Origin of the sequence: Neobacillus niacini, assembly GCF_046591715.1 — a bacterium.
Lineage (GTDB): Bacteria > Bacillota > Bacilli > Bacillales > Cytobacillaceae > Neobacillus > Neobacillus niacini_L.
This window is the reverse complement of sequence record NZ_JAWVNQ010000004.1, coordinates 320,318-337,434: the sequence shown is the minus strand read 5'-3', so window position 1 is coordinate 337,434 and position 17,117 is coordinate 320,318. Positions and strand designations below refer to the sequence as shown.

Annotated in this window: 18 protein-coding genes and 1 riboswitch; of the genes, 16 read left to right on the top strand and 2 right to left on the bottom strand. The window is 38.4% G+C overall.

Going from position 1 to position 17,117, the window contains the following annotated elements; all coding sequences use genetic code 11:
* The first annotated feature begins 59 nt into the window (after positions 1–59).
* The 8 genes from SFC47_RS13865 (at position 60) to SFC47_RS13830 (ending at position 7,175) form a co-directional block, all read left to right on the top strand.
* On the top strand, positions 60–1,280 hold the full coding sequence (locus tag SFC47_RS13865) for an ATP-binding protein (protein ID WP_411254878.1): 1,221 nt from the start codon (positions 60–62) through the stop codon (positions 1,278–1,280).
* A gap of 82 nt (positions 1,281–1,362) precedes the next feature.
* Entirely contained in the window at positions 1,363–1,617 is a 255-nt protein-coding gene (locus SFC47_RS13860) for a hypothetical protein (protein WP_411254877.1), read from the top strand.
* Positions 1,618–1,805: 188 nt separating this feature from the next.
* Positions 1,806–2,570: an ABC transporter ATP-binding protein gene (locus tag SFC47_RS13855; RefSeq protein WP_411254876.1), complete on the top strand. Its 765-nt coding sequence runs from the start codon at positions 1,806–1,808 to the stop codon at positions 2,568–2,570.
* Positions 2,545–4,404, top strand: coding sequence for an ABC transporter permease (locus SFC47_RS13850; protein WP_411254875.1), 1,860 nt, complete (start codon positions 2,545–2,547; stop codon positions 4,402–4,404). Before SFC47_RS13855 ends, SFC47_RS13850 begins: the two co-directional genes overlap by 26 nt.
* A gap of 217 nt (positions 4,405–4,621) precedes the next feature.
* Positions 4,622–5,110 (top strand): small multi-drug export protein, encoded by a 489-nt coding sequence (locus tag SFC47_RS13845; protein ID WP_411254874.1) that lies wholly within the window; start codon positions 4,622–4,624, stop codon positions 5,108–5,110.
* A gap of 14 nt (positions 5,111–5,124) precedes the next feature.
* On the top strand, positions 5,125–5,871 hold the full coding sequence (locus tag SFC47_RS13840) for a hypothetical protein (RefSeq protein ID WP_411254873.1): 747 nt from the start codon (positions 5,125–5,127) through the stop codon (positions 5,869–5,871).
* Positions 5,872–5,889: 18 nt separating this feature from the next.
* Positions 5,890–6,285: a GntR family transcriptional regulator gene (locus SFC47_RS13835; RefSeq protein WP_411254872.1), complete on the top strand. Its 396-nt coding sequence runs from the start codon at positions 5,890–5,892 to the stop codon at positions 6,283–6,285.
* 2 nt (positions 6,286–6,287) lie between these two features.
* Positions 6,288–7,175: an ABC transporter ATP-binding protein gene (locus tag SFC47_RS13830; RefSeq protein WP_411254871.1), complete on the top strand. Its 888-nt coding sequence runs from the start codon at positions 6,288–6,290 to the stop codon at positions 7,173–7,175.
* A gap of 79 nt (positions 7,176–7,254) precedes the next feature.
* On the opposite strand, the gene SFC47_RS13825 is transcribed toward SFC47_RS13830, so the two are convergent.
* Positions 7,255–7,569, bottom strand: coding sequence for a DMT family transporter (locus tag SFC47_RS13825; protein WP_411254870.1), 315 nt, complete (start codon positions 7,567–7,569; stop codon positions 7,255–7,257).
* On the bottom strand, positions 7,569–7,910 hold the full coding sequence (locus tag SFC47_RS13820) for a DMT family transporter (protein ID WP_411254869.1): 342 nt from the start codon (positions 7,908–7,910) through the stop codon (positions 7,569–7,571). Before SFC47_RS13820 ends, SFC47_RS13825 begins: the two co-directional genes overlap by 1 nt.
* Positions 7,911–7,975: 65 nt before the next feature.
* Positions 7,976–8,072: riboswitch (guanidine-I (ykkC/yxkD leader) on the bottom strand.
* 149 nt (positions 8,073–8,221) lie between these two features.
* Here SFC47_RS13820 and SFC47_RS13815 point away from each other — a divergent pair.
* From SFC47_RS13815 to SFC47_RS13780, 8 genes are all read left to right on the top strand, one after another.
* A complete protein-coding gene (locus SFC47_RS13815) occupies positions 8,222–8,983 on the top strand; it encodes an SDR family oxidoreductase (protein WP_411254868.1) in 762 nt (253 codons plus the stop codon).
* A gap of 330 nt (positions 8,984–9,313) precedes the next feature.
* The gene (gene purT / locus SFC47_RS13810) at positions 9,314–10,483 is read left to right on the top strand and encodes a formate-dependent phosphoribosylglycinamide formyltransferase (protein ID WP_411254867.1); all 1,170 of its coding nucleotides are present in this window, start codon (positions 9,314–9,316) and stop codon (positions 10,481–10,483) included.
* 48 nt (positions 10,484–10,531) lie between these two features.
* Entirely contained in the window at positions 10,532–11,803 is a 1,272-nt protein-coding gene (locus tag SFC47_RS13805; RefSeq protein WP_411254866.1) for an L-lactate MFS transporter, read from the top strand.
* 178 nt (positions 11,804–11,981) lie between these two features.
* Positions 11,982–12,635: a DsbA family oxidoreductase gene (locus SFC47_RS13800; RefSeq protein WP_411254987.1), complete on the top strand. Its 654-nt coding sequence runs from the start codon at positions 11,982–11,984 to the stop codon at positions 12,633–12,635.
* Between the two features lie 165 nt (positions 12,636–12,800).
* Entirely contained in the window at positions 12,801–13,103 is a 303-nt protein-coding gene (locus SFC47_RS13795; RefSeq protein WP_411254865.1) for an MTH1187 family thiamine-binding protein, read from the top strand.
* 102 nt (positions 13,104–13,205) lie between these two features.
* The gene (locus SFC47_RS13790; protein WP_411254864.1) at positions 13,206–13,913 is read left to right on the top strand and encodes a DNA alkylation repair protein; all 708 of its coding nucleotides are present in this window, start codon (positions 13,206–13,208) and stop codon (positions 13,911–13,913) included.
* A gap of 353 nt (positions 13,914–14,266) precedes the next feature.
* Complete coding sequence (gene spo0A, locus SFC47_RS13785; protein WP_411254863.1) at positions 14,267–15,052, top strand: sporulation transcription factor Spo0A; 786 nt, start codon at positions 14,267–14,269, stop codon at positions 15,050–15,052.
* A 371-nt stretch (positions 15,053–15,423) separates the two neighbouring features.
* The gene (locus SFC47_RS13780; protein ID WP_411254862.1) at positions 15,424–17,085 is read left to right on the top strand and encodes a peptide ABC transporter substrate-binding protein; all 1,662 of its coding nucleotides are present in this window, start codon (positions 15,424–15,426) and stop codon (positions 17,083–17,085) included.
* Positions 17,086–17,117 lie beyond the last annotated feature (32 nt).

Here is a 17,117-nt window from a genome sequence, read left to right as displayed (position 1 = left end):
GATAGAATATAGAATGTTTGAAACAATTTTGGCGTGGGCTTTTAGCAGAAGGGGTATGTATGAAGGACGAAAATACTCAAATTAATCTAAAGTTATACTATGGCACAGTGTCAGTGGTGATTGCGCTGATGCTACTTGGGCTCCTTGCCGGTAATCCATTACTTCATCATCCGGGGCTAGGCTATATTACGCATGGTGTTTTAGTTTTCCTTTTTTCTAGTAGTTTATTAATTTACCCTTTATATAAGTCACATACTCTAAGAATTATTATAATCGTTACAGCCTCGTGTTACTTTTATACGATTTTCTTTTTATATCCGGATACCTGGTCAAACTTTATATTTTTATGTTTTATTCCTGCAATTTCGATTTTGTATTTTGACACAAAACTTTTTCATCTTTCCTTATTGCTCAATACTTTGTCTATTATCAGTCTCTTTAGCTATATTGCCATCGTTGATAGAGGAAATCATTATTCTTATATCAGTGAAGACCTAATCGGTAATAGTATTAATTTTTTAGGAAGCCAAGCCATTATTTATTTTATTTTTTACTTATCTTCTTCACGGTTGGAGAAACAGAAGCTATACTATGAGCAAATTAAACATTCAGAACGGCTCAAAACAACTGGACAGCTGGCTGCTGCTGTGGCACATGAAATTAGAAATCCATTAACTGTTGTAAAAGGCTTCTTACAAGTGTATGAGAAAGATAATTCATATAATGAAACAAATAAACGGCATTTCTCGTTAATGATTAATGAATTAGACACAGCGGAACAGGTAATATCTCAATTTTTATCCATTGCCAAGCCTGACAAAGATACTGAAATGGAACTAGTAAATGTAAAGAATGTTCTTCAGAGCGTAACGGACCTGCTCAACACATACGGGCTCCTGCATCATAATGAGATTGTACTAAAAGTTGATGAGGATTGTTTTATCGCTGCGAATACAATCGAATTTAAACAGTTATTAATTAACATTATTAAAAATGCCATTGAAGCCTCAAATGTGGGAGATTCTGTTGTTGTTACTGCTGAACGTAAAATGCACTTGGTTGAAATTAAAGTAAGTGATTGTGGTCAAGGTATGTCAAAGGAAGAAATGGATTCTCTGGGTACACCCTTTTACTCTTTAAAGAGTAAAGGAACTGGACTCGGGATGATGATTTGCTTTAATATTGCCGCCAAGTATAAAGGAACCATTCACTTTGATAGTGAAAAAGGGAGAGGAACAAATGTTACCATTCGGTTTCCAGCGGCAAAATTGGGCAGGTAGTAAAGTCAGCTCCCTATTTATTAATTACATGGTCTACATAAAAGCTTTTCACAAAGCGGACTAGGCACAACCTGATAGGGGTGTGCTTTTTAGTGTTGTACAAAAACGACAAAGATGGGCACTTCGATGGTACGTTCATGAAAGGTTATACGATACGTTCACGATACGTGGACAAGAAAAAGAAAAAGAAAAAGAAAAAGATAAAGATAAAGAAAAAGATAAAGAAAAAGAAAAACAACAACAAGTTCTTATTCTAAGTAAAGATAAATTCAGACCAGGGAAGAAATTTATTATATACAAATCTATGAAAGATTTTCATAGCAGCTTCGGTAAATGATGGAAGATGGCATAGTTTAGTATGATACATATTGAGTTTGTTTTGTTTTAGAACGGTGGCTTAATGGAACCTATGTATAACTCAAAACCTTACAAGATTGTAAGAATAGTGTAAGAAGAATCAATCGTTAAGACATCGATAAGCAAGTTATACTTATCACAGATCAGTAGCAGGAAGGGGATCTTGTGATGTTAGAAGTAAAACAGGTTAGTAAAATTTATGAAGGTAAAATTAACTATAAGGCATTGACCCATATTAATTTATTCATTGAAAATGGAGAATTTGTAGGGATCATGGGGCCTTCTGGGAGTGGGAAAACGACTCTATTGAATATGATTGCTACCATAGATGAACCAACAACTGGTGAAATATTGATCAATGGAAAGAATCCGCATACTCTAAAGAAGGAAGACTTGGCAAAATTCCGAAGACGTGAACTTGGGTTTGTGTTCCAGGATTTTAACCTGCTTCATACCTTAACCGTGGAGGAAAATATTGTTCTTCCGTTGACTCTCGATGGAAAAAAGGTCAAAGAAATGAAAGAGAAGGCACAGGAAATTGCGGAAAAATTAGGGATTACCTCGATTATGAATAAGCGTACCTATGAAATCTCCGGCGGTCAGGCACAAAGGGCAGCGGTGGCGAGGGCAATGATTCATCTGCCCAAGATGCTGCTCGCAGATGAACCGACTGGGAATCTGGATTCCCAGTCGTCAAAGGATGTCATGGAAATGTTGGAGTCAATTAATAAGAATGAGCGAACAACGATGTTATTGGTGACCCATGATCCCCAAGCGGCTAGTTATTGTAATCGGGTGATATTTATTCGAGACGGGGAGTTCTATTCAGAAATTCATCGTGGAGATAATCGCCAAGCTTTTTTTCAAAGAATCATCGAAACACTTTCTTTATTAGGAGGGGATGGCGATGACCTTTCGCAGATTCGCTTTTAATAATGTCGTCCGAAATAAAAGGTTGTATGCCGCATACTTCTTAAGCAGCATGTTTACAGTAATGGTATTTTTTACATTTGCAATCTTTGCCTTCCATCCAGCTTTAGCAGGCAGTGAGATGAATTCGAGTGTGCAAACTGGGATGAATATAGCAGCAGGAATCATCTATGTTTTTTCCTTTTTCTTCGTTCTATATTCAATGAGTTCATTCTTGAATACCCGGAAGAGGGAGTTTGGTTTATTGATGATTCAAGGTATGTCCTTAAGGCAGATTCGTTTAATGGTTTTCATGGAAAACATGGTGATTGGTTTTTTCGCAACGGCAGGCGGGATATTGTTTGGATTAATCTTTTCCAAAGCGATATTAGTGCTTGCTGAAAATATGCTTGTTATGGATGCTGCATTTAACTTTTATATTCCGATTCTTGCCGTTATCGTAACTTTTGTTTCTTTTATTTTATTATTTTTGTTCATTTCAATATTTGTATCTTATGTATTACGCAGTCGTAAGCTGATCGATTTAATTAAAGGAAATAAGAAGTCAAAAGGAGAACCAAAGGCGAATATCTTTCTTACAATTCTCGCAGTACTCTTGTTAGGAATTGGATATGCAGCTGCTTTCATGGTGAAGGGAACCATGGTAATCGCTGCGATGCTGCCAGTGATTATTGTCGTAATCATCGGTACGTATCTTTTGTTCACCCAGTTAAGTGTTTATTTGATTAATAGATTTAAACAAAATGAAAACATTTTTTGGAGAAAAACGAACATGATCCTATTATCCGATCTTTCGTTCCGAATGAAGGATAATGCTCGCACCTTTTTTATGGTAGCAATTGTTTCCACTGTAGCATTCAGTGCAATTGGTACGTTGTTTGGCTTTCAAACCTTTCTGACGGCAGGGTTAAAAAATAACTATCCTTATGATTTTACCTATACTGCTGTTGACCAAAAAGAGCAGAACGTGGACATTATTAATGAAAGTTTTAGAGAAGAGAATATAGAAGCCCATCACGAGCTAGCGTGGCTTCACTATTTTGAAATTGGACAGGATAGCTTCCTCATAGCTAGGGAATCGGATTTTAATTCATTTGCAATTTTGCTGGGTGAAAATCCGATTGATGTCCGGGAGGGTCAGCTTAAAGTAGTTGAATTTACCGGAAATCAATTTGGACAAACTGAAGAATTACGAAAGCAAACGATTGAATTAAATTCAGGTGCTACCTTAAATCCAAAGGAAGTAATTTATTCTAGAGCTCTGCCAGCAACTGATTCATATTATGTAGTATCTGATCAAGATTTCGAGGAACTGCCGGCTCCATCAAGGGAAGAAAGCTATCATGTCTGGCAGGTAACAGATGGGAAAGAAAACATTATGGCAGCTTCCAAAAAGATAGTAGAAGTACTTCCTCCTGTTGAATTTCATGCTCGGGATTATAGTATATATCAGTTAAATAAGGAATATGGTCTTGTATTGTTTGTAGGTTTATTTATCGGGATTGTCTTTTTTGTTTCTGCAGGAAGTTTTCTTTATTTCCGACTTTACGCGGATTTAGATGAAGATAAACAAAAATTTCATTCGATTGCAAAAATGGGCCTAACTGAAAAAGAATTGAAAAAGGTTCTGACGAGACAAACTGCCATTCTGTTCTTCACACCGATTCTGGTGGCACTGATTCATGGGGCAGTAGCTCTTACTGCTTTATCCCATCTTTTCTTTTATGACCTAACAAAGGTATCACTAGCTGTACTAGGTGTATTTTTGATAATTCAAATTTGTTACTTTTATATTGTTCGCTTTTTCTACACGAAACATATAAGAAAGGTCCTTTGATGTCCAAGTAAAGAAAGGGAGAAATTGTACTTGTTTGCCTTAGCGAGAATTGAGAGTTCCTTACATTTGTAAGGGGCTTTTTTTATTCGACTGAAATAAAACTTTCACCAAAAAACAAAAAGGTTGTGTGTTTTATTTTTAGTGTTATACTGTGTATATAGATATACACACATACACACATACACACATAACACACGTGTAAAAGGGGAGATATGGCTTGAAGGTTATAGGGGGATATGTTTTAGTATTTGTTTTGGCGGCATTGCCATTTTTTGAAGGGTATGCAGTGATTCCGCTTGCCACGATTGCAGGTTTGCAGGTTGTGCCTGTTTTCCTGATTGGAATAGGCGGTAACATTTTAACGGTATTTCTATTAATAAAGTTTGTCGAACAGTTTCAAAATTGGCGAAGAAAACGTAAAAACACGGACGAACATAAAGAAACAAAACGGACAAAGAGAGCTTTTCATTTATGGAAAAAGTATGGTTTGCCAGGGTTGGCGATGTTTGGACCATTACTGGTTGGCAGTCATTTAACAGCATTAGCAAGCATGTCATTTGGTGGAGCGAAAAAGAGTACGTTCCTATGGATTTCGGTGAGTATTATCATTTGGAGTATCGTCTTTACAGTTTTGCTCTATTTTGGAATCGATTTTTTAGGTTTGGAAAACCGCGGGATACTTAACTTTTTCCAAAGTAATAATTAGGGAGGTATGATTCTATGTTGAAAGATGCTGTTTGGCTTGCTAAAAAGGAATACCAATACCAATGGCGAGCGTTCATTGCCACTTTTATAGCCTGTCTTTTTATTGGGACCTCTACAGGTTTTCTACTGTTAGGATCTGATGGGAGTGGAATTCAGGAATTTTCCGTCTTCATTCACCGTTATATAGTAGATTTGTTTTTTGTAGGAGTGGCACCGTCTTTTGCGACCTTTTTTATGGCAAAGCCTTATTTAAGCTTCCAAAATGCCAAACAAAATCCATATGGGAAGCGAATGGCAGTTCTCCGTTCTTTGCCGGTTCCAGTATCGGTATTATCCTTAAGCCGAATCATCCTCATGCTTAGCACTTTGGTAATTATGTCGCTTGCTTTTTACGGAATGATGGGGATGGTTTTGTTTGGAATCATGAGAAGTTCTTTTGACTTCCTGACTGTTAGTGAATTTTTAATCTTTGGATTCTTTTGGTTTGGATTTGCGATGATTGCAGGCGGTATTAGTCCGTATATCGAGTACGGAATGAAAGGGACGATGCTGCATATTTTACCTTATCTCTATATGGGAGTTTTTGTGGTGGTTGAAGTCATTTTAATGGTAAACGGAGTCGGAATCGTAGAAACGAGTTTGGATATTGTAAAATCAATTGGCTGGACCTCTGCCTTGATTTCTCTTGCAGTTGGAGTGATTGGCTGCTATGGCTGGAATCAGCTGCTTAAAAATCGTCTAGAAAATCGAGATTATCTATAGAAGGGAGCGGGATTTCGCATGAAATTTCCAATCCATGTATCTGAGGAAAGCAGAGAACCCATTTATCACCAGGTTGAAACACAGATCAAAACATTAATTGCCAGCGGGCAGCTTCCGCCTGGTACACCGCTCCCATCCATACGAGCTTTGGCTGGTGATGTTGGCTGCAGTGTTATAACAACGAGAAGAGTATACCAAAATTTAGAAAATACAGGATTTATTAAAACTGTACAGGGAAAAGGGACGTTTGTTCGTGAAATTGAAAGTACGCGAAGAGAAGAAACGAGACAAAAGGTAGTCCAAGAGGCTTTTGAAAAGGCAGTAGAGCAAGGAATTCGGCTTGGTTGTACCGAAGAGGAGCTAGGAGAAATTTTTCAGAAAACAATGAAGAAACATTTAAAGAACGGGGGATGAAGATGCAATCCTTGTTTATTGAGGCAGAAGGTTTAACGAAAAAATATAAAAAATTTACCCTGGGTCCGCTCCATTTCAATGTAGAAAAAGGCATCGTTATCGGATTGGTGGGTGCTAACGGGTCGGGAAAAAGTACGCTGTTTCGGCTGATAATGAATTTATTGAAAGTTGATGACGGTCGCATTTTGATGTTTGGACAGAATAGTACTGAAAACGACTGGAAGCAAAAAATTGGTTATGCTGGGGAAATGTTAGATGCCTATGATTTTTTAAATATTATCAAAATGAAAAAGCTGATTTCTCGTTGGTATCAGGCTTGGGATGAGGAATTGTTTCTAAATCTGGTTAAACGCTATAAGATAGATATAACTCAGAAATACAGTAAATGCTCAAAAGGTACGAAGAAAAAAGTCGAGTTTATTTTTGCGCTTTGCCATCACCCTAAGCTGCTTCTTTTAGACGAACCGACAGGCGGAGTGGATCTTGTTTCGCAGCGGAAAATGAAAGAGGATATGATTCGATTCATGGAGGACGGTGAAAAAAGCATTGTGATTGCGACTCATACGGTCGATGAAATCAATCAGCTTTGCGATGAGATTATCGTGTTAGATGACGGACGTGTCATCCATAGGTACAATAAAGATGAGATTTATGATCAATGGGCTAGAGTTTGGGTCTCCTCCATCACCAATCCAATCAAACAGCATCCAAACGTGATTATTTACGATACCATTCCGTTACAAATTGTGACGGATAATCTGGGAAAAGTCGAACAAATATTGGAAAAAGAACAAATTAGTGTTAAGCAAGTTCAACGCTTAGCGATAGAAGAAGTACTGGAGTATTTAATTGAGGGCAATGGCAGGCTGGGAACTAAAGAACTGGATTGAACTAGTTTTGGTAGATGTTGAGCTAACAAGCCACACAGCTATTGTAAGCTGTGTGGCGATAATTATCTCGACCCAACATTTACCCAATAAGTTTAAGTCCGATGGCGGCACTTAAAATTAATGCAATACAAGCGATTCTTTTCCAATCTTTGGATTCTCCGTAAATGATGATTCCTAATAGTGCTCCACCAGCTGTGCCAATTCCGGTCCAAATGGCATAAGCAGTCCCCATAGGAAGAGTTTCCATGGCGTATGCAAGAAATAGAAAACTAGCGCCAAATCCAAAAATTAATAGTAATAAGGATTGCCAATTGGGATTGTTATTCAATTTATTTATCGTAACAACACCAAATGCTTCACAAAAACCGGCTAAAATTAATGATACCCATGCCATCAGGACCCCACTCCTTCTTCAGAATCATCTTTTGTTAATAACTTCAATCCAAGAACACCAACTAGTAAAAGTAAAATCAACATCATTTTCTTTATCTGGAACGGTTCTCCGAAAAATATGATTTCAGAAACTACGGTTCCGGCTGTTCCTAAGCCGACAAAAACGGCATATACCGTACCAACTGGAAGGTTTCGGCCAGCTATTATGATTAAATAGAAACTAACCATGATGGAGATTACTGTTCCTGTCCAAGTCCAAAAGCCATTCGCATGTTTAAGGCCTATCACCCAAAATACTTCAAAAAATGCTCCGGTAAACACCTTAATCCAATTCGCATTCATTCCTATTCCCTCCATTTATCATTTTCTTAAAACAAAAAAGCCTGAGAGATCACTGTTTAAACAGTATCTCCCAGGCTTTTATCCCTCCGTGACACAGCAATGCTGTGAGTCTTCTCTCGGTCCAGTCCAACAGATAGTTGCGGAACCCTAGAAAACATTTTATATACAATTACAGTACATTATATACTATTATACATATTATTCAATTGTAAAATTTGGGAAGAAGAAGGTTGGTTAATAGTAGTGAATATGATTAAAGTGGTTAGAATAATTTTGAGGCTTACATAATGTTTAGGAGAAAGAGGGATTTAATGAAACTTTCTGGGAATACTATACTGATTACAGGCGGAGCAGCAGGTATTGGGTTTGCGTTTGCCGAGAGATTTATGGAAGCAGGTAATAAAGTCATTGTGTGTGGCAGACGGGAAGCAAAGCTCCAGGAAGCAAAAAGGAAATATCCTGAACTGATTACACACATGTGTGATGTTACCAAAGAATCTGACCGGATTGCTTTGTTTGACTGGATAACGAGCGAGCACCCCGAAGTGAATGTGCTTGTAAACAACGCAGGCATTCAACAGCGCTACCATGTTCTAAAAACGAACGCGAAGGAAAATTGGAGCTATTACAATCAAGAAATAGCCTCTAACATTGAGGCGCCCTTTCATTTTGCCATGCTATTTGCGCCGTACTTTTCCAAGAAAGACTATGGTGCGATCATTAATATATCATCAGGATTAGCTTATACTCCCATGGCGGTTGCACCGATTTATTCAGCTGCGAAAGCGGCGGTCCATTCTTTTACAATGAGCTTACGCCATCAGCTTGAAGATACTGCCATTGAGGTGATTGAAGTTGCACCGCCGGCGGTTAATACTGATTTAGGGGGAGCTGGCCTGCATACTTTTGGCACCCCTGTAGATGAGTTTGCTGATGCGATCTTTAAAGGCCTTGAAGCAGGAGAAACCGAAATTGGTTACGCCCGAGCTGAAAAAGCAATGAGGATGTCACGAGATGAAATTGATGAGTCAGTAAAGTCGATGTACGCCAGAATGAAAGATACAATTCTGTAATTGACTGCAGGAGCTGCGAAAGAATGCAGCTCCTTATTGAATACAGTTTTAAAAAAAGTTATTATAATACGAATAAATGAATCTTAAATTAAGGTGACAGGCACCATCCATAACAATGCATGGTGCCTGTCACCTTTTATGCTTATTGGAGGGAATTTTACTAACTACGAATCGATCAATAAATATGATCACGATATCGCTTACATTCTAAATACGAACAATATATTAAAATATATTTTAAATGTTCGTTTTTTAATAGAAATATTTGCTTGTAATCGTTAAAAATATGAGATATTATAATCAAAAGACAAACGATAGGAGTTGTATTAGGTGTTTGGTGCCCAGACAAAAAAGGTAATGTTACTTGGATCAGGTGAACTTGGAAAAGAGACGATTATAGAGGCTCAGCGGCTTGGGCTTGAGACCGTTGCGGTTGACCGTTATGAACACGCGCCTGCTATGCAGGTTGCTCATCGTTCTTATGTTGTGGACATGCTTGATGGAGAAGCACTTCGTAAAGTAATAGAAAAAGAGAAACCAGATTTGGTGGTTCCGGAAATTGAGGCAATTGCGACAGAAACTCTAGTGGAACTGGAAAATGAAGGTTTCCAAATCGTACCTACGGCTAAGGCTGTGAACCTGACCATGGATAGGGAAGGAATCCGTCGATTGGCAAGCGAAGAACTAGGACTGCCAACAGCGAAGTACGAGTTTGCGGACACACTTTATGAACTCAGGAATGCTGTTATGAAAATTGGAACTCCCTGTGTGATAAAGCCCATCATGAGTTCTTCTGGAAAAGGACAGACGGTTTGCCGCTCGATTGAGGATATAGAAAGTTCATGGAATGAGGCGATGGCAGGTGGCAGAGGAAAAAAATCTCGAATGATCGTGGAGGAATTTATTCAATTTGATTCTGAAATCACGCTGTTAACCGTCCGCTCTGCCTCCGGAACAACTTTTTGTGCTCCTATTGGGCATGTACAAAAAGATGGTGACTACATTGAATCTTGGCAGCCGCATGAAATGCCGGAGGAACAAATTTTTGAGGCGCAGGAAATTGCAAAAAAAATTACTGACGCACTCGGCGGTTACGGAGTTTATGGGGTGGAATTATTCCTTACTTCAAATGGAGTTTATTTTAGTGAGGTGTCACCACGGCCGCATGATACGGGGATGGTTACCATGGTTACCCAAGATTTGTCTGAATTTGCCTTACATGTAAGGGCCATTTTAGGATATCCAATTCCCACCGTACAGCTATTAAAACCAGGTGCAAGTCATACGATTAAGGCCACAAAAGAAAGTAAGTCATACCAACTATCCGGGATTGCTGAAAGCTTTTCAGTCCCACTTACACAGGTTAGAGTATTTGGGAAGCCAGAAACAAAACTAGGACGACGCATGGCAGTAGTGTTAAGCAATGGGGAATCTGTAAATGAAGCTAGAGAACGTGCACAGTTAGCTGCTTCTAAATTAATGATAACCTATAAAAATTAACTTCTTGGAATCAACAAGACCATACAATATGGAAAGAGGGATGGGAGAATGCAAACAAAAAATCGTTGGTTAATCGCACTATCGGCGGTAGGAATACATATTTCGATTGGTTCTGTTTATGCTTGGAGTGTTTTCACAAAACCACTTCAGCAAGAACTGGGCTGGGGATTAAAGCAAATATCTTTTACATTTAGCTTAGCCATCCTTTTTTTAGGATTATCTGCTGCCTTTTTAGGTCATTTTGTAGAAAGGTTTGGCCCGAGAGCGGCAGGAACACTAAGTGCTGTGTTTTTTGGAACTGGAGTTGCTGGGGCAGGTTTTGCCATTCAAGTAGAATCATTGCTATTACTCTATTTGTTTTATGGAATGATCGCTGGAATTGGATTGGGTGTCGGGTATATCACACCGGTTTCGACGCTTGTCAAGTGGTTCCCTGATAGAAGAGGTCTTGCAACTGGCCTAGCCATTATGGGATTTGGTTTTGCTGCTTTAATCAGCAGTCCGATTATGAATCACTTAATACTGCAATATGGAATATCTAATACCTTCTATTTACTAGGCGCAGCCTACTTTATTGTCATCTTTTGTTCTGCTCAATACCTAGCTCCTCCGAAAGAGGGCTGGGTGCCAAAGGGGATTCAAGCAGCCGGACAAAAATCTGATTCTATGAAAATAAAAGAGGACCTGCGTCAGCTGACCGCCAATGAGGCAGTCAGAACAAGACAATTTTGGGCTTTGTGGTTAATGTTATTTATTAATGTTACCTGCGGAATTGCAATTCTATCTGTTGCATCGCCAATGGCTCAAGAGCTAGTAGGAATGACTGCAACTGGGGCTGCAGCAATGGTTGGAATCATGGGCTTATTTAACGGAGGGGGCAGAATTGTATGGGCGGCCATCTCTGATTACATTGGAAGACCCAATGTCTACACACTATTCTTTGCTTTCCAAATTGTTGCCTTCTTTATGCTTCCAAATATAACAGTCGGAATTCTATTTTCAATTTTGGTTTATATCATCATGACCTGTTACGGAGGAGGTTTTTCCTCAATACCTGCCTATATCGGCGATTTATTTGGAACCAAACAGCTCGGGGCGATTCATGGATATATTTTAACTGCGTGGGCAGCGGCTGGTCTAGCGGGACCGATCTTTGTATCCTGGGTCAGGGAAACAACGGGAAGCTATCAGGGGACATTGGTTATTTTTTCGGGAATCTTTATTGTTGCTTTAACGGTTTCACTCCTTATTCGTCTTGATATTAGGAAAATAAGGAACATGAGCGAAAAGCAAGTTATTAATAATGCAGGGAATTTTTAGAAAAAGCTGCCATTTGGGCAGCCTTTTCTATTCCTAGAGATATTTGTAGGAATAGCCACCCCGAAGCAATTTGCGTGTAAAATACAATCTTCTTTCTTATACTATACAAGAATAACGTATTGGAGGGACAAGTATGCATATAGAAATGTGGACGGACTTTGCATGACCATTTTGCTATATTGGCAAAAGGCGTCTGGAAGACGCCCTTAAACAGATTGACCATCCTGTTGAGGTGACATATCGATGTTTTGAATTGGATCCGACAATGGGACGCGATATTAAAGAAAACATTTATGAAAGATTAGCCAAGAAATATGGAATGAGTATCGCTCAAGCAAAGGCAAATACGCAACGCATGGTTCAAATGGCCAAGGAAGTGGGATTGGATTATCAAATGGACACCTTAATCCTTACGAATACCTTTGATGCGCATCGATTAACCATGTTTGCGAAAACACAGGGATTCATGAAAGAGATGACTGAGCGAATACTACGTGCATATTTTACCGAATCGAAACATATTGGAGACCATGTAACCTTAACGGAGCTGGCAGTTGAAGTAGGGCTGAACCGGGAAGATGTGGCAAAAATGCTTGCGGGTGATGAAATGGCGGATGTTGTTCGTGCCGACGAGCAAACCGCTAAACAATACGGGGTATCAGGGGTCCCATTCTTCCTAATTAATAAAAAATATGCCCTAACAGGTGCCCAGCCTGCTGCAACATTTGTGCAGGCTCTGAAAAAAGTGATTGCAGAGGATGAAATAACTATTTTAAACAGCCAAGACGGTCTTAATTGTGATGAGGATGGCTGTGAAATTCCTAAAAAGTAGAGTTTCTATGGTGTGAGGTATTTAATAAATACCAGGAATCATTTGTAAAAAAAGAACTATCCCTGTAGCTTACACCCAAAGAGGCAGAGATAGTTCTTTTTTGTTTTTGTAATCATTTTTTTCATGATATTCTATATAGAAAGAAATAAAGCTGGAGGTAGAAGCATGGCGATTGTGGATATTACCGTAATTCCGGTTGGAACCGGAACACCTAGTGTTAGTGAGTATGTTGCTGAAATACAAAAAGTACTTGGACAATATGAAGGACGGGTGAAGTATCAGTTAACACCAATGAGTACGCTTATTGAAGGTGACTTAAAACTATTGCTTGAGATTGTTCAAGAACTACATGAAGTACCGTTTCAAAAAGGCTTGCAAAGAGTATGTACAAATGTTCGGATTGATGATCGACGCGACAAAGAAAATACAATGGAACGGAAATTACAATCTGTTCAGGCAAAATTATAGCGTAAAAGCTGTTTTTGAAAATCTGCTGTATATAATAATATTATGTTAACTTAATGTTTTTAATATTATCATCAAAAAGATGAAAGGAGGGACTCAAACACGATGGATTTTGAAACGGTAATGCAGGAACTGGAAGCTCTGAGCAATGAAAGATTGAAAAAAATGTACATAGGCAATGGTGCAAAGGAACCGCTTTTTGGTGTTGCTACAGGCAAAATGAAGCCGATTGCAAAAAAGATTAAAATAAATCAGCCATTAGCTGAACAGCTTTACGCCACTGGGAACTACGATGCGATGTATTTTGCCGGCGTTATTGCGGACCCAATAGCAATGACGGAGGCTGATTATGATCGTTGGATCGATGGTGCTTATTTTTATATGCTGTCAGATTATGTAGTAGCAGTCACTTTGGCTGAAGCTGACATTGCACAAGCTGTTGCCGATAAATGGATCGCTAGCGGTGAAGAACTGAGAATGTCAGCAGGATGGAGCTGTTATTGCTGGCTATTGGGGAATCAACCAGATCGTGAATTTAGCGAAAGCAAGCTTGCCAGTATGCTGGACCAGGTGGAAAAAACGATACACAATTCTCCTGATCGAACGAAATCTGCTATGAATAATTTTGTTTATACTGTCGCTATTTCATACCTGCCGCTCCATGAAAAGGCAATTGAAACGGCAAAAGCGATAGGACCAGTTGAGATGAACCGGGGTAAGAAAAAACCCAGCATCCTGCGAGCTTCCGAAAATATTCAAAAGGAATTAGATAGAGGGAAGCTTGGATTCAAGCGTAAATATGTAAGATGTTAGGATTGTTTGTAGTTCACTTACAGTGAGTGTGAGTTTTTTCTTGATTGAACAGCAAATATCTCTTTCTCTTGATTTTTATGAAGCGTTAAGGTAATATTTAACTTGGTAAAAGTAAACATAATAATTAAATATTCCCATTTGGAAGATGATAAAGACAATATTTTTTATTGAGCTCAAACATAAGCCAAAATAGATATACCCTGCTTAGGGGTATTCTATTTTGGCTTTTTTTATTTCCGAATGTGGAGCTGGGAAATGGGCTGCGGAAAAAAATAGCTTCAAGGATACATAATACAAGCAATCCATCATTACAACAGTATCAATTCAAAATAACAAAAAAGGGGATGAGGAATATGATAAAAATCGGTATCATTGATGATAATGTAGAATTCACAGAAATACTTATAGATTTTCTCTCAAGTTTCAATGACTTGGAGGTGATTGGAGTAGCCCATGATGGAATGAAGGGGTTGGAGTTAATAAAGAATCAGAAACCAGACTTAATTCTATTAGATGTGATTATGCCATTTTCTGATGGTCTCTCCTTGTTGAAAAATATATATGAAGAAAACATAACCACAAAGGTGATCGTACTTACCTCTTTAGGAACAGAGGATACCATAACACGGGCAAAGGAGTTAGGAGCATCCTATTTTTTGATGAAACCTATTGAACTAAGTCATTTACAAAAAAAGATCATGTCTATTTGTTCAGTAGGTGTTTCAATGAAAAAAACGATTGAAAAGGTAATACCTAACACAAATGATGATGGGAAATTAGAAATAATAGTAACTGATATTTTACGCTCTATAGGTATTCCAGCTAATCTAAAAGGATATTTCTTTTTAAGAGAAGCTATTCAAATGATAAATAAGGGATACGAAAGTAGTCTTTCAAAAGTAATATATCCCACTATCGCATCCAAACACCATACCACTCCAAGCCGTGTAGAAAGAGCCATAAGACATGCAATTGAGGTTGGCTGGAATCGAGGAAGTATTGAGCAGTTAGATTTTGTGTTTGGAAACACAGTAAGCCCATTAAAAGGGAGGCCAACTAACGGTGAATTCATTGCTTTAATTGCTGAGCATTTAAGGCTGCAAAAAGGAAAGAAAATCGAAAGTTCCTCCTCTGTATAATACATATATATTTCTCCTTCTTTGTAAAAAGCGGTGCCATATAATAAGAATCCTCTCAGGAGTAATTTCTGAGAGGATTTTTTTATGGGCTTTATAGTTGGTGAAAAATTCTTTCAAAAAAATTCTAGAAACACTGAAACCTTTTAAAAATGATTCCGTCTAAATCTCCATCAAACGAAGAGATTATAAACTAGTTAAATGAAAACGTTTCCTCGTACAGTTGAAATATTCTACTAACTAACCGGTCATTCAACTACATATACAAATACTTCTGCACAACTGAAGTATTTATATAATTTTCACCATTTAAAGGAGGGAAAACGGTAATACAAAGTTTTTTATGATTTTCTATGAATGAAGGGGGAAATTTTGTGAGGAAGTTCAAATTAATGGCCATGTTTTTAGTAGTTGTCTCGTTATTATTATCAGGATGTTTTAATAATTCTGGCACCAGTGAACCCACAGGGACGAAGGATAAGCCTGGCGGAAAAAACGAGGCAGCAGAGAAAATTATCAGAACAAACAGTGGCTCTGAACCTGGATCTCTGCATCCAGGAAAAGCAGAAGGTTCACATGACTCATGGATACTTGACCATACTTTTGTAGGCTTAATAAAGAAAACAGCAGAAGGAAAGATTGTCCCGGGGATGGCTGACACATGGGAACAAAGTGATGACGAACTGACGTGGACTTTCCATTTAAAAGAAGGCCTAAAATGGTCGAATGGGGATCCATTAACGGCTGCTGATTTTGAATATGCCTGGAAACATGTTTTAAAACCAGAAACGGCATCTGTTTATGCTTATCAGCTCTACTATCTAGAAGGCGGACAGGAGTATAACTCTGCTAAAGAAGGTGCAGATCTAAAAGCTCTTGAAGATAAGGTAGGGGTTAAAGCCATTAATGATACGACATTAGAAGTAAAATTAGCGCAGCCAACGCCTTATTTCTTAGAGGTTACCTCACACTTTACTTATTATCCAATTAGTCAAAAGGTTCAGGGAGAAAATCCTGATTGGTATAAAGAAGCTGCCACCTTTGTATCCAATGGTCCGTTTAAATTAACAGAGTGGAACCATAAGGAAAATATTAAACTAACAAAAAATGAAAATTACTTCGCTAAAGATGAAATTAAATTGGATGGTCTCTTCTTCACTCTTATAGAAGATGAGAATACTGCATGGCAAATGTATCAGTCTGGTGAACTAGATCTTGTCTATCCATTACCGCAGGATGTAACAGGTAAATTGATGGCTGATAAGGACCCTATCTTCCATAACGGTCCAGATCTCTCACTCTATTATCTAAATATCAATACAAAAGAAAAACCGTTTAATAATGTGAAAATCCGTAAAGCCTTAAGCTTAGCGATTGATCGCCAAACAATTGTAGAACACGTTGCACAAGGCGGCCAGAAACCTGCCTATGGAATTGTCCCTCCTGGCATACTAGATGCTAACGGTGATTTCCAGGAAAACTCAGGGGATTTATTTAAAGAAGATGTAGAAGATGCCAAAAAGTTGCTGGCTGAAGGGTTGGCAGAAGAAGGATTGGATAAACTTCCTCCTTTTATTTACACCTATAATACCTTGGAAGCTCATAAAAAGATCGCAGAAGCTGTTCAAGAAATGTGGCGTAAAAATCTTGGCATTGAAATCACCTTGGAAAATGTTGAGTTCCAAGTGAAATTGGACCGTGAAAAAGCAGGTGATTTTACCGTCTCAAGGGGTGGATGGATAGGTGATTATGTAGATCCAATGACATTCTTAGATCTTTGGATAACAGATGGTCCTGAAAATAATTCACAGTGGAGTAATAAGGAATATGACCGTTTAATAACAGAAGCAAAATCCACAATGGATACAGCAACACGTATGAAAGCCATGCATGAAGCTGAAAAAATTGCCATTGAAGAATTCCCAGTGATTCCTATTTACTTCTATACGAAACCATATGTGGTAAGGGAAACGGTAACTGGTGTCTATGCTCCAATTAATCGATACCCTCAAATGGAACTAGCAGATATCGAGTAAGAGAATAGTAAAAAAACGGAGTATGCTAAACA

Coding starts and splice junctions, on each gene's coding strand:
- SFC47_RS13830 (WP_411254871.1), top strand. CDS start 6,288: ATGCAATCCTTGTTTATTGAGGCAGAAGGTTTAACGAAAAAATATAAA.
- SFC47_RS13805 (WP_411254866.1), top strand. CDS start 10,532: ATGCAAACAAAAAATCGTTGGTTAATCGCACTATCGGCGGTAGGAATA.
- SFC47_RS13840 (WP_411254873.1), top strand. CDS start 5,125: ATGTTGAAAGATGCTGTTTGGCTTGCTAAAAAGGAATACCAATACCAA.
- SFC47_RS13815 (WP_411254868.1), top strand. CDS start 8,222: ATGAAACTTTCTGGGAATACTATACTGATTACAGGCGGAGCAGCAGGT.
- SFC47_RS13855 (WP_411254876.1), top strand. CDS start 1,806: ATGTTAGAAGTAAAACAGGTTAGTAAAATTTATGAAGGTAAAATTAAC.
- SFC47_RS13835 (WP_411254872.1), top strand. CDS start 5,890: ATGAAATTTCCAATCCATGTATCTGAGGAAAGCAGAGAACCCATTTAT.
- SFC47_RS13825 (WP_411254870.1), bottom strand. CDS start 7,569: ATGGCATGGGTATCATTAATTTTAGCCGGTTTTTGTGAAGCATTTGGT.
- SFC47_RS13850 (WP_411254875.1), top strand. CDS start 2,545: ATGACCTTTCGCAGATTCGCTTTTAATAATGTCGTCCGAAATAAAAGG.
- SFC47_RS13820 (WP_411254869.1), bottom strand. CDS start 7,910: ATGAATGCGAATTGGATTAAGGTGTTTACCGGAGCATTTTTTGAAGTA.
- SFC47_RS13865 (WP_411254878.1), top strand. CDS start 60: ATGAAGGACGAAAATACTCAAATTAATCTAAAGTTATACTATGGCACA.
- SFC47_RS13790 (WP_411254864.1), top strand. CDS start 13,206: ATGGATTTTGAAACGGTAATGCAGGAACTGGAAGCTCTGAGCAATGAA.
- SFC47_RS13795 (WP_411254865.1), top strand. CDS start 12,801: ATGGCGATTGTGGATATTACCGTAATTCCGGTTGGAACCGGAACACCT.
- spo0A (WP_411254863.1), top strand. CDS start 14,267: ATGATAAAAATCGGTATCATTGATGATAATGTAGAATTCACAGAAATA.